Genomic DNA, 15,260 nt, shown 5'->3' with positions numbered 1-15,260 from the left:
CAACTATTCATATATTACAGAAAAACCTATATAGTTTTTGACTATATAGGTTTTTTTGCTTTATAATATGGCCTTGAGATATAATGGTGTAAATGTCATTCCTGCGAGACAGTAGGAATCTAGAAGTGAGTGTCACCGAAAATAACTTTAAAATGCTAATAATACTGGATCCCGTGGTCAAGCTAAGGGATGACAAAGTAAGTATTAAATAAAAAATTATGTTAGATAATTTTAGAAAAACTGCCGATAGTTTTATAATGCGGATTTTATTCGCAATGATCGCTTTTGCTTTTATCGGCTTTGGTATTCAAGATGTATTAAACGGAAGAAGAGGTGGTGATGTTGTTACTTTTTCTCATGCGAAAAACATATCTCAAGCAGATTTTTTGCGAGCAAAATCTTTGGAAATTAACGCTATAAGTAAGCAAACTGGAACAAATTTAACCGATGAAGAAATAGCACAGTTAAATATTGATAACCGAGTCTTAAAAAGGCTTGTTTACGATAATGTTTTAGATTATTTAGTTAGTTATTATGACTTAGATCTAAGTGATGATACAGTTAAAATTTTAGTTAAAGAATCACCGGTGTTTAAAAATAAGCAAGGTGTTTTTGATATTAAAATTTTTAAAACTTATTTTAGAAATTCTTATATGGATGAAGAAAAATATTTATCAAATTTCAAAGAGAAAGCTTTAAAAAATATTTTTGTCGGTACTTTTGCAGAAAGTTTCTATGTTCCTAAAGCTATGACTGACAATATAGTAGATTATATGGCTGAAAAAAGAGAGGTAGAATTAGTACAAATAGATTTACAAAATAAACCGCAAGATTTACAAATTCCTACTCCTACTGATCAGCAATTAAAGGATTTTTACCAAGATAATAAAACCTTGTTTGAAGTACCTGAGAAACGCAGCTTTTCTTATATTAAAGCTAATATTAAGGATCTAAAAGTCTCAGTTACTCAAGATGAGTTGTTAGAATTTTATAATGAAAATAAAGATGAATTTGGAAATCAAAGTTTTGAAACGGTGCAAAAACAATTACATGATTTATTAAAGGCTCAAAAAATCGACATACTTAATATGGAGTTTGCTAAAAAATTGGAAGATGAGACGGCAGCCGGTTCTAGCTTAGTTGAAATTGCTGAAAAATATAAGTTACCGATACAAAACGTTAACTATGTCAGTTATGCAGAGCTTATTGAAGATAAAATAATTGCCGAAAATGCTGATAGTATTTTTGAGCTTTCAGAAGGAGAATTATCTTATCCTATAGAAGCAGGAGATAAAAGCTATCTTATATTGGTGGAATTAAAATCAATTCAGCCGGTAAAAATACCTGAATTTGATAGTATTAAAGAGCAGGTAAATAAAGTTTGGATAAAGCAGAATATTGCAGATGTAAACTTAAACATGATCAAAGATTTAGCAAAGGAATATAATTCAGATCAAGAGAATATAAAAGAACTTAAAGCTACCGGAATAAAAATAAGCAAAAAAAATTATATTAGATCCGAAATGGAAAATGAGCTAACATTAACTCCTGAGATATTATTATCAATTTTTAATACTAAAATAGGAAGTAATACACCTGTATTTCAGATAGGCGATGCAGTATATTTTGCACATATTAAATCTAGAAGTATAGATGAATTAACGGCTAAAAATATTCGTGTCAATTCAGAAAAAAATATAATATATAATATTAAAAATTCTGTAATTGATGAGTTAATTAACTATGCAATTATTCAGAATGATATGCAGGTAAAGGCTAATTTTAGTAAGTAGGGAAACGTGTCTATAATGTTATTCCCGCTTTCGTGGGAATTTAGCTTTCGCCATTGTCATCACGCCACTTGATCGCTGGATTCAGTCTTTTTTTTGGATATCGTCCACACAGTATGATACTCATTTCTAGATTCCTGCTTTCGCAGGAATGACATAGGATCGATACAATAAGCCACGTATTATAAATAAAAAAATAAAACTATGAGCTTTAAAAATTTACTGGAATTTTTAAAATTTTTAGAAAAAAATGGTGAGTTAACGCGTATTTCTACCGAAGTTAAAGCTGATTTAGAAATTACCGAAATTAGCAGAAGAGGATTAGCACAAGGTGGACCTGCATTACTTTTTGAAAATGTTATAAAAACCGACGGCACTAAGTCCGATATACCTGTTCTAACTAATCTTTATGCTAGCATAAAGCGTATTTGTATGGGACTAAAGCTTCAGAACATCGAGGAATTAAGAGAGCTTGGTGTTTTAGTAGCATTTCTTAAACAGCCACAACCTCCAGCATCTTTTAAAGAAACATTGTCAATGTTACCACTTGCTAAGCGTATATTTGCTATGTCTCCTAAAACCATATCAAAAGCCTCTTGTCATGAAGTCATTATTGACAAACCAAATATCAATATATTACCGATTCAAAAATGTTGGCCTGATGATATTTCACCTTTAATTACTTGGGGGATAGTAGTTACTAAAGGTCCAACTGAAGATAAGATTAGACCTCTTTCCAAATTCACTTATAGAGAGGAATTTAAAGGAGACGCAAAACTAAGCACCGCAGCGTATATGGACATACGTGAGGATACGAGTATCGGATCAACGTATAATACATTACCTCTAGAATTAAAGTTTGGGAAGAGGTGTATTGATAATTATAATCTTGGCATATATCGAATGCAGATTATTTCAGAAAATAAGCTATTGATGCGTTGGCTTAAATTGCGGGGCGGAGCAGAGCATCATAAACGTTGGAGGGAAGCAAAAAAAGAACCATTTCCTGCTGCTATTGTTATCGGGGCAAATCCGGCAGTAACTTTGGCAGCGGTTACGCCTATACCTGAAAATATTTCAGAATATAATTTTGCCGGTTTACTTGGTAATGAAAAAGTAGAGTTAGTACAATGCAAAACCATTGACTTAAAAGTACCGGCACATAGTGAAATAGTGCTGGAAGGCTATGTAAGTTTAGAGGAATATTTGCCTGAAGGTCCTTTTGGTGATCATACCGGATATTATAATGATGTTGAGGAATTTCCAGTATTTATCATAACGGCAATAACGATGAAAAAAAATCCCGTATATTTAAGTACTTATACAGGTAAGCCGCCTGATGAGCCATCAATACTCGGTGAAGCATTAAATGAAATTTTTATTCCTATCTTGCAGCAACAATTCCCTGAAATAGTTGATTTTTGGCTTCCTCCTGAAGGATGTTCATATAGAATTGTAGTAGTATCGATTAAAAAATCTTATTCCGGTCATGCTAAAAGAATAATGCTTGGTATTTGGTCTTATCTGCGGCAATTTATGTATAGTAAGTTTATTATTGTTGTAGATGATGATATTGATGTTCGTAATTGGCAAGAAGTAATTTGGGCAATAGCAACAAGAAGCGATCCAAGGCGTGATACAACTTTTATAGATAATTCTCCGATAGATTATTTGGATTTTGCATCACCGCAGTTAGGGCTTGGTAGTAAAATGGGAATAGATGCAACAGATAAAATATACCCTGAAACAAATAGAAAATGGGGTAAAAAAATAGAGATGAGTCAGGAAGTGATCGATAAGGTTAATAATATGTGGAATGGTTTAAAGATATAAGCTTTGTTTATGTGTCATCCCGTGATTTGAACGAGGATACAGTCTTTTTTAACTATTTTTTGGATACCGTGTTCAAGCCACGGTATATGACACACATGATTTTAATACCGGAACTCAATATGTATAATATTCCACACGAGATGATAATTAATAATTTCAAAGAAATTGCCGATAAATACAAGAGCTTATTTTGCATTTCATGCAAGGTAGAGGAAGTATTATGATGCCTAGGAGCCTAATTGACAGAATTATAGCCTTCTTTTAATGGTAGAACAGTTTTTGAGCAAATCCTGAAAGTTTTGTAGGCTTAATGTTGAGTATATTGATAAATTAAGAGAGCTTACAGCGAATAGCTTTGCACAATTTGTCAGTAGTCCAGCAAAAGATGTATTGTCCTCCAGATAATCAAGATAAAAGATTAAAGATTCTTTATGGGAAGATAATGTTCATTTTGACTTTGTTACACAATATTACCTGCTTTCTTCCGGGAGTGGTTTAAGAAGAATATAGAACAGTAATGAATAGTATGAGCTATCAGCTTAAACAACATTTAGAGTTTGCAACTAAACATTTTATAGATGTGTGTTCACCTTCAAAGTTTTATGTGAGGCATTAGAAAGTGGTGGTCAAAATCTATTATAAGGACTAGAAAATTTCTTAAGAGATATAAAAAGTTCCGGTGATATATTAAAACTACCAATAAATCAGCCTTGAAACTCGGTAAAAATATTGTGGCAACAAAAGGAAAAGTGATGTTTCAAAATGATTTTATGCTTTATGCAATTAATATGTTATGAGCCGAAAGAGAAAGTTTACAAAATTCTGATATTTATTATTATTCCGCCATGTATAAATAAGTATCTTTCCTAGTAGGAAATAATTTTCAAGTTTTTCTTATTTCATGGGATTAATCATAATCTCTCTTTATCGGAGAAAGACTTCAATGGTTACTTAAAAGACGGTATTTTAGCACCTTTTGAGTATGTTAGAAACCTTGGTTTTAAAAAAATTGATTGTGTTAGATATTACATGGGTGGTATATTTCTTGCTATAATTATCACCTATTAAAAATAGATTCTGTTCAGTGCTACTTTCGTTACTACTTTGCTTGATTATGCGAGTCCAGGGCGAGTTTCGAATATTTTTTACTGAAGCTACGATTAATTAAAGATGTAAAACTAAAGGGTTATTTTGACCGGCAGTATTTATCAAATAGTTTAAGTTTGCTAAGGGTAAATGATAATTTGGACGTTTTTTTATCAATAATTATTGCTTGGTAAAAAACCAATGCCTTTTGATTTGCTATATTGGAATGCAGATTCTATCAACTTACCGGCAAAAATGTATGAGGAATATTTAAAATACATATTGTAATAACTTGCTAAAAGAGTCTAATAATTTATAGATACTCAGAACAAAAATAGATCTTGGAAAAGTTGATTGTAATTCTTTTTTTGTAGCAGTACAAGAAGATCATATAGCTCTGTGGTGTTTAGATCGAGTAAAATTGCAGATATAAGATTTTTTATCTTATGGATTTAGGGCATGTAGCAGGCGTAGTTAATCTTCCGCATCTAGTCCTAAATATAATTATCGGCTTAATGATAACTTAAGTTTAAGTAGTCATAGTGGCTTATAAAAGATACGGAATATAAAGGCTCATGTGGTGGAATCATTTTGCTTGATTGGCTTGTAAAAAATAATGATACTAAGCGCTAGTAGGTTCTTTAGATTATCAGAATCTAAAGGTTATTGAAGAAGCTCCAGGCAGTTATGTAAAAAATAGACGTTGTTGTGTGGATCGGTAAATACTCTTTATGTCATTCCTGTAAAGACAGGAATGACATCGGGTTCCATGCAACAAAGTCTTTAGTTCGCAATGACGATTTGCAAGTCTACAGGCAATGTCTAAAATATAAGTCATGAAGAGAAAAAATAATAAGTTTATAGAAAGAAGTATTGTCTTTATATTGGGAGTTGCTTTAGGTATTTCTGGACAGAATCCAGATTATTTTACTAATCTAATACCTCAAAAATTATTGGCTTCATCTGCTCCACAAATAAAGCATTACAATATTTCAGAGCTTTCAAGAAGTAAAGTTAGTACATGTTTTACCCCGCCTGCCGGCTGTACTAAGTTTATAGCTAATCAGATAGATATAGCTGAAGAATCTATTTATATGCAGGCATATGGTATGAGTGATGCGTTAATTACTACTGCACTTATTAACGCACAAGCACGAGGAGTAAAAGTTAAAATATTGCTTGATCGTAGTAATTTAAAGCAGAAATTTTCTAAGTTACACGAATTACAACGAGCAAACATTGATGTAGGTATAGATAAAGTACCGGGAATTGCGCATAATAAAATTATAATTATCGATAAAAAGAGAGTAATAACCGGTTCATTTAATTTCACAGTTGCCGCTGATAAACGTAATGCTGAAAATATAATTCTTATAGAAGATAAGGAACTAGCAGAGTCTTATTTACAAAATTGGTTAAACAGAAAAGCAAGTAATTGAGGAGAATTTCTACCATGTCATACTACAACTTGATCGATGTATCTTTTGTAAAGTAGTTAGTATACCTTAAAAGATACATCGATCAAGTTGTGGTATGACAGTTTTAGTTATTTTTTAAGCAGATTTCTTATTGAATTTTTTTGTATTTGTTGTGCTATATTCTGCATCTTATTAGAAGATTTTTACTTAAGAAATTGTTTTACTTTTGTGTTTTATAGGTCACGTAATGTAAACATAAACGCTTAATTCATGTTAATTTTTATAAAATTATGCATCAATAATTGTTAGCATTAATATTAAAAAAATAGTTAAGTTTTTATAAATGTTAGATACATCAATTCAGGAATTAATAAATAAGTGGCAACAATACCTCATTTTACAAAAAAATTACTCTCATCATACAGTAGTTTCTTATAATAATGACCTTAAGCATTTCCTGGAGTTTATGCATTATTATAATTCAGACCTTGTGACAATAAATCATATTAAAACTGCAGATATAAGATTAATCAGAAGTTGGCTTGCAAAACGTAACTGTAATAATTTTACTACATCTTCAATTTCACGTGGTTTATCTGCGGTAAAAAATTTTTATAAGTTTTTAGAAAAAACAACACAATTAAATAGCCATATAATTTTTTCTATAAAGTCTCCTAAAAAAACTAAATTGTTACCAAAATCCTTATCGGAAGATGATGTAGTAATATCACTTAAGCATATTGAAGAATACGGGAATGTTAAGTGGGTAGAGCTTAGAAATAAAGCTCTACTTGTTCTTATATATGCTACAGGGCTTCGTATATCGGAGGCATTATCAATTACGAAACTTCATCTACAAAATCTAGAATTTATAAGAATAATAGGTAAAGGTAGTAAAGAAAGAATAATTCCGTGGTTACCGATTGTTAAAAATTTAATTACCCAATATTTAGAAATATTGCCATATAAGTTAGGTGAAAATGAGCCGATATTTAGAGGAAAGCAAGGTAAGAAATTGCAGCCAACTGTATTTAATCGTGAATTAATTAAATTAAAGCGTTTTTATGGTTTACCTGAACATTTAACTGCTCATTCATTTAGACATAGTTTTGCTTCACATTTGCTTGAGCATGGTGCAGATTTACGTTCTATTCAAGAGCTATTAGGTCATAAAAGTCTATCTACTACACAAAACTATACTAAGACAAGTATAAAGCATTTAGTATCTGTATACACTAGCGCATATCCAATTAAAAAATAAAATATATATTAATATTCATAATCTTCTTGCGTTAATTTTAAGTTATATATTATTATTAAAAACCTTATCAACATAATAGATTCAAGCTAATATTGAGATATTAATATGCTGGAAACACCTAAATTACCTATGGGTTATACACCTTCTAAGGATGAAGAATATATGTGTCCTAATCAACTAGAATATTTTAGACAAAAACTTTTAAGATGGAAAGATGATTTATTAAAAGAGTCTCAAGAGACTTTAAATCATTTAAAGGAAGAAAATTTGAAAGAATCCGATCTTAATGATTGTGCTACTCATGAAACAGAAAGAGCTTTTGAGCTTCGTAGTAGAAATAGATATTGTAAATTAATTAGTAAAATAGAAGAGGCATTATCACGTATTAAAAATGGGGAATATGGTTACTGTGAAGAAACAGGTGACCCAATAGGTATAAAAAGATTAGAAGCACGCCCTATTGCTACATTATGTATTGAAGCTCAAGAACGTCATGAAAATTATGAGAGAAGTCATTTTGATGAGCCTGGAAACTAAGCAGCTAGGTCATTTATGAGCATGGATTAGTTTTTATTGCCCTCCTGCAAGTTTGTAGCGGGATCTAGAAAAAATTTAAAAAGACTGGATCCCCCCGTGCTCAAGCGAACTAGGTGACACTGTACGATATAAAAATCTTAATGATATACCTTAAAACCTAGCGAAGTGAGAGTATTTACTGTTTCAAATAAAGGCAGTCCCATAACATTTGAATATGAACCGGAAATAAATGCGATAAAAGCTTCTGCATAACCGGAAATTTTACAGCCGCCAGCTTTGTCTATTCCTTCATCTAAAGAACAATAAAAGTTAATCTCTTCATCACTTAATTTTTTGAACTTTACAATAGTCTGAGCTATTTTTTGTCTAACTGTAAGCCTATCATTCTCTTTTTTGATAATACATAACCCAGTATAGACACGATGACGACGCCCTGATAATATCTTAATACAATTCTTGACTTCTTCATAAGTAGTAGCTTTTGGCAATATTCTTCTACCTACTGCCACTACGGTATCAGCAGCTATAATTATTGCTGATTCTTCTATTTGAGATACAACTTTTATAGCTTTTGCGTAAGCAAGTCTTACAGCTAAGGGAGCAGGTAATTCACGCAAATTAGGTGTTTCGTCTATATCTGCCTTAATAATGTGTGAAGGGATGATTTTTATTCTGTTTAATAACTCAATTCTTGCAGGAGACCTGGAAGCTAATACAATCGGTAAGTTTTTTTGATTCCACTTCATACTTTTTATAGATTAGTGACGATGAATCACACGTCCCTTAGTTAAATCATAAGGAGTCATTTCAACTGTAACTTTATCGCCTAGTAGTATTCTGATACGATTTTTACGCATCCTACCGGAAGTATGAGCAATAATTAGATGATCGTTTTCAAGCTTTACTCTGAAATTAGCATTAGGTAAAAGCTCAAGTACTGTACCCGTAAACTGAATTAGGTCATCTTTTGACATTATAATTTATGTTTTTATGGTCGGGGCGGAGAGATTCGAACTCCCGACCCTCTGGTCCCAAACCAGATGCGCTACCAGGCTGCGCTACGCCCCGAGAATTAATTTATGTTTATTATTATAGTCTATTATTCATAGCAAATCAATTTGTTTATTTACAAATTTATAGATTTTGCCTAGAAAAAGTGGTTTTGTTTATATCTAAGTGTCATTATGTTATTCCTGCGGAAGCAGGAATCTAGTAACACATATCAAAAACTTAGTTTATATGTAATATTTGTATAATATTAAGATTATATTTTCTCGATTCCTGCTTCCGCAGGAATAACATAAGAGTCACAAAAATTAATCAAATTTTGCTGTTGTCATTGAGAAGCCAAAATATATAGTTTTTATCCTCGTATTCTTTAAGTTTTATATACGATTTACCAAATTTCTATTAAATTTATTCTAAATAAGAAAAGGTAACTTATAGTTACCTTTTATATGTAAAAATTCTTTATTTCTTAAGTATTTTTGTATATCATTTAGTATTTAATTAAGGTTCTTCAATTAAAATATGTTATTTATATAACAAAATTATTCTTTTAAATAATTATTAATCATTTATTCTTATTCTCTTTTATTATTAATATTAATTAAAGCCCTGAATAAAAACTTAATTTTATTATTAACTTTTTGTAAAAGTACAACATAATGAAAACATTAAGATTTTTTATCTTAACCTACATTTTGTTAGTAGTTTTCAAAAAATCTGCCTGCAATGCAGAATATTTATATTTGTTAAGCAATACTAGCCTAAAATTTTAATTTCGAAATTAACTCCAGACTTAGGAGATATCAACAAAAAATACTCTAAAAATTTAATAAAAAAAGCATGTTAGCATCAGTATGTTAGCATCAACTGTAGCAGTGATGCTTGCAAGCATGAGTGTCCTTGATACTGCTAACCAAATCGTAACAACACTGGGTTTAATAGTTTAATATCTGATGGGAGTGAGGTGGACCATACGTAGCCGGTTCGTTTGTAACCCTTGGTAGAGTAAATAATTTTACTACGGATATTACCGGCAATTCCTGCTATGTATTTAGATACCTTTGACAATGCAGTAATGACTGTGCAGAATGACCTGATCCTTAGACGTAACTATTAATCTTAATCATGATCCTCTTCAACCGATTGTATCATTAAAGGTAGATATTACTTGCTTCTTCAAACATCACTTTAACAGGTATGTCGGTTACACAAGCAGAAGCAGCTGTGACAGTTCCTACTTTTGTACCCCAAATAAGTATAAGGGGACCAGGGTAAGTACTGGGGCACACTTACTATTTTCACAGCTTTAATTTTAATAACACTGTTAGTATTTAATTTTTAAGTCTACATATATTTTTTTTCGGTAGTGATGATAAAATTCCTTTTAACGTAAATAGGTATAGTAGCTGATATTCAGGGCCAAGCAAATCTTACAATGGCGCTTTACTATCGGCTTCATATTTAATATTGGAAATGCAACGGTGCTTGAGTTTAATACTGATACTTGGTATTATGGATATACAGCCTGTATAAAATATCAACTTACTTGATCATGATTATACCTATATAGTGAGTAATGAATCTGTAAATCAGGCAGAATTTGCAGCTACGATACCTGTAGTGCCAGCCAATAATTTAGTTGGTGAATTGATATTACACGTCTCTAATACTAGCTGGAATATTACACTGAATGTAGATAGCGGTAATGGAAGCAGAAATACAAAAAGGCTTAATATATTTTTGATCGATGGGGATTAGGTCGATGGTCCTGCGAATTTTAATATTAGTACTATATGAAATTCAAGAATGCTAATTCAACATTAAATATTATACAAGTAACGGTAATGTAACTACTACTATGAACGGGGATTTAAATCCCGGTGCGGGTTGGGCTAGCAGTGTGATTCAGTTAAGTTCAACTGATGGTCTTTTAGAAACAATCGGTACAAATGAAATGTAAATAATTTAGGTATTAACGGCTAAAATACTTGAAATAATACTAAGTCCGTATTTGGTTAACTACTAACAAAAATCAACAAGTTACCTATTGCTAATAGTTTGGACAGAGTTGCTAATGGAGGTGGTATGGTCAATTTAAGTAGTATGGGCGATACCCTGCTTAAGCTTCAAGGTCTTACCTGTGTGCTGAAACACTTGGTAAGGGATGCGCTGTACTTACGCTATAAATGTTACCGCAGGCTAGTGAGGTCAAAGTTGTAGGTATAATAGCCTTTAAGTATAACACGGTAGTACTTAAATATTGCAAATGGAGCTGTATTTGCTGACCAATCAATTACTGCGGCTAGCCCTAAGATTCATAAAATCAATATCGGTAATAATACGGGCTTTGGACTTACGCACTTTTGATGCATTAAACAGTGAGTTCCCATTAAATGCTCCGGGTGTAAAACTTTTGTAAATCCTGCATCAGTATTTAGATTAATGACTATCATATCTAGGGGCAAGAATAGTATTATAACCTTAACAGGTTATATAGATCCGGGTATTCCAAATACTGGGTTAAAATGCAAAAAATACTAATATAAAGTTAATAATAGATAGTACAGTTAATAGGTATGTGCTATAGGAACAAAAGTAAATTCGATAAGTAAAATACAATTTATGAGACTTGGTACAATAGAAGTAACTGAGATTAATACCAAGAGTATAGACGTCTTGGTGTCCAGGGAGCTTGCTATAGGAATCGTCAATGCAGATGCTTTTTCAGGTGCTAATAAGCTTATGGTTGTATATGTTAATGGTGATATGGATTTCCAAAATAATGCCTGTAGTGCTGTATTTGCTAGTTATTATAGTAAATAATATACATATACCGACAGCAATTACGGGTAATATAACAAGTACCGGCGGTACTAATGGTAGCGTAGTGTTTATGGGTAATAGGTACGGTTGATGGTAACAGAAACTCAACGCATACAATTACAAACCTTGCAATGCTACAATAAAGCCGGGGCTGACAATAGTACTGTTACAATTAACGGCGGCGATAATATGTCAATTGCTGAAATTTAAGGAACCGGCACAGGTGATATAATATTTATGCAAGCTACTAATTTAACCAGTAATATCAACGAAACCAGTGGTACAGCTGTTAACTTAACATTTAATTAAGATGGTAGTGTCCAAGGTAATATAGGTAATAACATGATAGCTGGGTTCTAGATGGAACCTTAAGTGTTGGTGTAACCTAATAGCAATCCTGATAGTATTATTAAAGGTGTTAATATTTACCTAGGTTCAAATGTAATAATTGATTATGATTCAAGTAATATATCATTTGCAGGAGTGTTCAATTGTACCCCTCCTTGTCCTATCAATCCTGCTCCTATTAATATAAAAGGCGGGGTAAGGTTTGATGATGCTGATCCTAAAATATATAATGCTTCTAGGTCTAGGTGTATGCTTACGGCTACTAGTCCTTTAGGGATCACACAAATAAAAGTTGGAGATGTAACACTTAATAACCAAGTACATGTTAACAATATCAATTTTACTTCTTCATGATCTGCTACATTAACTTTTGCTAATACACGTGTATTTTGTGTGGCTACAACTACCGGCAATAAAATTCATACTCTTGCAATAACAAGTGATTTAACAAAACAGGTACCCTTGCCGTTTGGTTCATGCTCAAATTACCTTAAACCGTGAAGCTTAACAGTGACGGTAAAATCACAATCGACAGTGAAGATTTTTACTCTAGTATAACAACCAAGACAAAGGATCAAGGTACGGCAATATTTTTAATGCCGATAACGGCTTTACCGATGATGTAGATGCTGAGAATTTAAGTCTTTAAGCTAAGTTCAGTTTAGTAATAATAAAGCCCCGGTAACAGGGGATACCTATGCTAAAGATAATTACTATTGGTGCCGGTAAATCAGCAGTATTTACCGGTAATAACAGTAGAAGTTTAGGTATACATACCTGCGGCAAACCGTTGGCGGTGTTAAAGTGCTGAGACCAACAACGTAATTATAAAACAAAAAGCGTTCTAGATAGTTTTAAAAAGGTAGCAGTAGTAACTCTCCAGTTGAATACATTGATACTGCGCTTGTACAAGCACCGATTAACGGTGGTAGTCATAAATTTAACGATGACGTGTGGTTACAAAAACCTCTAACCGGTACTAATGTTATTACTTTTGTACCGAAGCAAAAGTCTTTATTCAATCAGATTTAGGAACAAATAGCATAGTTGCTGATCAATCAACGATTATGTTTACCGGAGATAACACTAGCTTAAATGTTGGGTGGTAATATCTCAGGAAGTAATATAACTTTTGATCTTGGTAATAATAAGATCCCTTATATGGGATCGGGGCAACTCCTACCAGTGAGCTTATTATTAAAGTATTCTATGATACGATAAATGCTGATCACACAGGTAATGCTAATAGCAGTAATATAGTCTTAGCAAGCGGTGGTACTATATAGATCTATCAAATGAATCAAAGTATTTTTTACTGCACAAAATAATCCTGCTGCTATCGGGCAAGGTAGTGCTTATCCTATTATTGGTGCAGCAGGAGATAATATAATAGTCAGTAATGCAACAAATCTACTGTTTAATGTTACAGCTAATGAAGGAGGTTTTGTCAGATGGCAGATTGTAATTCATTTGTACTTTTACCTATATAGATAAACAGGGTATGTAACAATAGATAATATATCATCAAAATTTTAATAAACACTCCTGTCGGTAATGTTATAGTCAATATCCCTGTATGACAAAGACGTGCAGTAGTTGAACACCTATTACCTATAATTCAAAGACCTTCAAATGGACACACATAGAATAACTATACCTCTTATTACTACAATAGGTCTATCTGTCAGTCCAAACATTGGAGTTTTTAGTCCTATGTAAACGTTTCCAACTGCTGGCAATGTAGTTAACAATATATATGTTCCTCCTAGTGTTCCTAGTGGTTACAACGTAACGCCTAGCAATCTCTAGCATAATACTTCATATACTATGATTACAGACAGTGTGGCACCGGTTGGATTTGGTCCTAATGATCTTGGTATGGGAGGTGATATCCTGACGGGCGTTTCTATAATTGGAGGTGTATTTATCCCAAGTGACCTAAGCAATCCCGCTAATAAAGCTGTTCCTGTCTCTTGCAGTGGTTTTGGTTATGGTACTTAGGCGGTAATATTGGAACACACGGTGTCCATCAATAGGTAGCAGCGGTACTACTCCAAGTGGTATAGGTTCTAATATTAGTACGGGTGGTAACTCACCTGCAGGTGGTAATAGTGTATACAGCCCATCAACAAGGGGTACTTAGTAATAATGTTGGCCGATATACTCCTTCAGTTGGTCAGAGGTCAGGATGGTATAAGTTATTCTAGCGTGAGGTGGGGAGCTATAGGTAGCACAGGCTATAATGGCCCAGCATCAACTGCGTAGAGGTAGTGGTGGCTTAAGCTATGGTGGCCACACAGGCTCCAACGGCAGTATCACCAATGTTGGAAGCAAGGCCCATACAGTAATAATGGCAATCCTGCTACAACAGGTAAAGTGGATACTTGCTGATGTAGTTGATGATAAAATTATATGCTATGTGTACAAATGAAGAAGATACTAATACTACTTACGAAAGATTAAATGGGTATAATAAATAATAAAATGGCATGATCCATCAAAAACCTTAAAAAAAAGTCTTTTAGATGAACAAAAACATAAAAAATGGATAGAAAAACAACTGAGAGTAAATTTAAATTAATAGAGTATAAAATTCAATTTTATTCCTTATATAATTAAAAGCCAATAATGAGGCACCTCACAAAATCCCAATAGACTCAGGACAATCAAAATCTAATATCAACATCACCTTACCAAAAATAATTTCTAATAAAAAAGAGTAAAAATATCAAGACTACAAGAGTTGCTAGCTTGAAAATTAAATCTTTTTAGTAATCTTTACAGAGACTAGGAACTGTGATAGTTTTTATGGTTATTGCATGTAGTTTTTTATTTAATATTTCAGACAGGGCGTTTTTTACTAATTTATGTTGATTAATTAAAGAAAGTCCATTAAATTGAACATCTGATATTTCTAATGCATAATGCTCTTGATCTCCTACTAAATCAGTAATTTTTATTATACTGTTTGGAAAGGATTCCTTAAGTATTTTTTCTAACTCTTCTGCAGATATTGCCATTATTTTATTAGTATTAATTTAAATATTAATTAAAGTTTTTTTTGCTTAAAGTAAAGCTTTATATGAATTTTTATTACAGAATTTTAAACATGCATTGATAAAAGCTACTCTTATGCATATAATCAATTAATATAAA

Annotated in this window: 13 protein-coding genes, 1 tRNA gene and 2 pseudogenes; 11 read left to right on the top strand and 5 right to left on the bottom strand. The window is 32.2% G+C overall.

Going from position 1 to position 15,260, the window contains the following annotated elements:
• Positions 1 to 218 precede the first annotated feature (218 nt).
• The 7 genes and pseudogenes from A1E_RS04695 (at position 219) to dksA (ending at position 7,925) form a co-directional block, all read left to right on the top strand.
• On the top strand, positions 219 to 1,793 hold the full coding sequence (locus tag A1E_RS04695) for a SurA N-terminal domain-containing protein (RefSeq protein ID WP_012149164.1): 1,575 nt from the start codon (positions 219 to 221) through the stop codon (positions 1,791 to 1,793).
• 201 nt (positions 1,794 to 1,994) lie between these two features.
• Positions 1,995 to 2,516, top strand: a pseudogene (locus tag A1E_RS07345) (UbiD family decarboxylase domain-containing protein); the annotation flags it as partial.
• Between the two features lie 147 nt (positions 2,517 to 2,663).
• Positions 2,664 to 3,623: pseudogene (locus A1E_RS07335) on the top strand (UbiD family decarboxylase); the annotation flags it as partial.
• Positions 3,624 to 4,333: 710 nt separating this feature from the next.
• On the top strand, positions 4,334 to 4,420 hold the full coding sequence (locus A1E_RS07540) for a hypothetical protein (RefSeq protein WP_410524330.1): 87 nt from the start codon (positions 4,334 to 4,336) through the stop codon (positions 4,418 to 4,420).
• A 1,125-nt stretch (positions 4,421 to 5,545) separates the two neighbouring features.
• Positions 5,546 to 6,148: a phospholipase D gene (gene pld / locus A1E_RS04685; protein ID WP_012149162.1), complete on the top strand. Its 603-nt coding sequence runs from the start codon at positions 5,546 to 5,548 to the stop codon at positions 6,146 to 6,148.
• A 322-nt stretch (positions 6,149 to 6,470) separates the two neighbouring features.
• Positions 6,471 to 7,388 carry a tyrosine recombinase XerC gene (locus A1E_RS04680; protein WP_012149161.1) on the top strand — a complete coding sequence of 306 codons (918 nt, stop codon included), beginning with the start codon at positions 6,471 to 6,473 and terminating at the stop codon, positions 7,386 to 7,388.
• Between the two features lie 105 nt (positions 7,389 to 7,493).
• Positions 7,494 to 7,925, top strand: a complete 432-nt coding sequence (dksA, locus tag A1E_RS04675; protein WP_012149160.1) for an RNA polymerase-binding protein DksA — start codon at positions 7,494 to 7,496, stop codon at positions 7,923 to 7,925.
• Between the two features lie 137 nt (positions 7,926 to 8,062).
• On the opposite strand, the gene A1E_RS04670 is transcribed toward dksA, so the two are convergent.
• From A1E_RS04670 to A1E_RS04660, 3 genes are all read right to left on the bottom strand, one after another.
• The gene (locus A1E_RS04670; protein ID WP_012149159.1) at positions 8,063 to 8,671 is read right to left on the bottom strand and encodes a Maf family protein; all 609 of its coding nucleotides are present in this window, start codon (positions 8,669 to 8,671) and stop codon (positions 8,063 to 8,065) included.
• A gap of 12 nt (positions 8,672 to 8,683) precedes the next feature.
• Positions 8,684 to 8,899, bottom strand: a complete 216-nt coding sequence (infA, locus tag A1E_RS04665; protein WP_012149158.1) for a translation initiation factor IF-1 — start codon at positions 8,897 to 8,899, stop codon at positions 8,684 to 8,686.
• Positions 8,900 to 8,916: 17 nt separating this feature from the next.
• Positions 8,917 to 8,993 (bottom strand) — tRNA-Pro (locus A1E_RS04660).
• Positions 8,994 to 10,502: 1,509 nt separating this feature from the next.
• On the opposite strand from A1E_RS04660, the gene A1E_RS04655 reads away from it, so the two are divergent.
• Together A1E_RS04655 and A1E_RS07020 are read left to right on the top strand one after the other, a co-directional pair.
• On the top strand, positions 10,503 to 10,691 hold the full coding sequence (locus tag A1E_RS04655; protein ID WP_012149157.1) for a hypothetical protein: 189 nt from the start codon (positions 10,503 to 10,505) through the stop codon (positions 10,689 to 10,691).
• Positions 10,692 to 11,685: 994 nt separating this feature from the next.
• Positions 11,686 to 11,847: a hypothetical protein gene (locus A1E_RS07020; RefSeq protein ID WP_231259266.1), complete on the top strand. Its 162-nt coding sequence runs from the start codon at positions 11,686 to 11,688 to the stop codon at positions 11,845 to 11,847.
• A 361-nt stretch (positions 11,848 to 12,208) separates the two neighbouring features.
• On the opposite strand, the gene A1E_RS07015 is transcribed toward A1E_RS07020, so the two are convergent.
• Positions 12,209 to 12,517 (bottom strand): hypothetical protein, encoded by a 309-nt coding sequence (locus A1E_RS07015; RefSeq protein ID WP_041405256.1) that lies wholly within the window; start codon positions 12,515 to 12,517, stop codon positions 12,209 to 12,211.
• A gap of 84 nt (positions 12,518 to 12,601) precedes the next feature.
• Between A1E_RS07015 and A1E_RS07195 the strand changes: the two genes are divergently transcribed.
• Complete coding sequence (locus A1E_RS07195) at positions 12,602 to 12,730, top strand: hypothetical protein (protein WP_269146069.1); 129 nt, start codon at positions 12,602 to 12,604, stop codon at positions 12,728 to 12,730.
• A 1,201-nt stretch (positions 12,731 to 13,931) separates the two neighbouring features.
• Positions 13,932 to 14,105, top strand: coding sequence for a hypothetical protein (locus tag A1E_RS06350; protein ID WP_012149151.1), 174 nt, complete (start codon positions 13,932 to 13,934; stop codon positions 14,103 to 14,105).
• 767 nt (positions 14,106 to 14,872) lie between these two features.
• On the opposite strand, the gene A1E_RS04635 is transcribed toward A1E_RS06350, so the two are convergent.
• On the bottom strand, positions 14,873 to 15,124 hold the full coding sequence (locus A1E_RS04635; protein WP_012149149.1) for a BolA/IbaG family iron-sulfur metabolism protein: 252 nt from the start codon (positions 15,122 to 15,124) through the stop codon (positions 14,873 to 14,875).
• Between the last annotated feature and the right edge of the window lie 136 nt (positions 15,125 to 15,260).

Origin of the sequence: Rickettsia canadensis str. McKiel (assembly GCF_000014345.1) — a bacterium.
Taxonomy (GTDB): domain Bacteria; phylum Pseudomonadota; class Alphaproteobacteria; order Rickettsiales; family Rickettsiaceae; genus Rickettsia; species Rickettsia canadensis.
The sequence above is the reverse complement of the archived record's forward strand: the minus strand, read 5'-3'. Positions and strand labels throughout refer to the sequence as shown.

Coding starts and splice junctions, on each gene's coding strand:
- infA (WP_012149158.1), bottom strand. CDS start 8,899: ATGTCAAAAGATGACCTAATTCAGTTTACGGGTACAGTACTTGAGCTT.
- A1E_RS07020 (WP_231259266.1), top strand. CDS start 11,686: ATGTTAATGGTGATATGGATTTCCAAAATAATGCCTGTAGTGCTGTAT.
- dksA (WP_012149160.1), top strand. CDS start 7,494: ATGCTGGAAACACCTAAATTACCTATGGGTTATACACCTTCTAAGGAT.
- A1E_RS04695 (WP_012149164.1), top strand. CDS start 219: ATGTTAGATAATTTTAGAAAAACTGCCGATAGTTTTATAATGCGGATT.
- A1E_RS04680 (WP_012149161.1), top strand. CDS start 6,471: ATGTTAGATACATCAATTCAGGAATTAATAAATAAGTGGCAACAATAC.
- A1E_RS04670 (WP_012149159.1), bottom strand. CDS start 8,671: ATGAAGTGGAATCAAAAAAACTTACCGATTGTATTAGCTTCCAGGTCT.
- pld (WP_012149162.1), top strand. CDS start 5,546: ATGAAGAGAAAAAATAATAAGTTTATAGAAAGAAGTATTGTCTTTATA.
- A1E_RS04635 (WP_012149149.1), bottom strand. CDS start 15,124: ATGGCAATATCTGCAGAAGAGTTAGAAAAAATACTTAAGGAATCCTTT.
- A1E_RS06350 (WP_012149151.1), top strand. CDS start 13,932: ATGATTACAGACAGTGTGGCACCGGTTGGATTTGGTCCTAATGATCTT.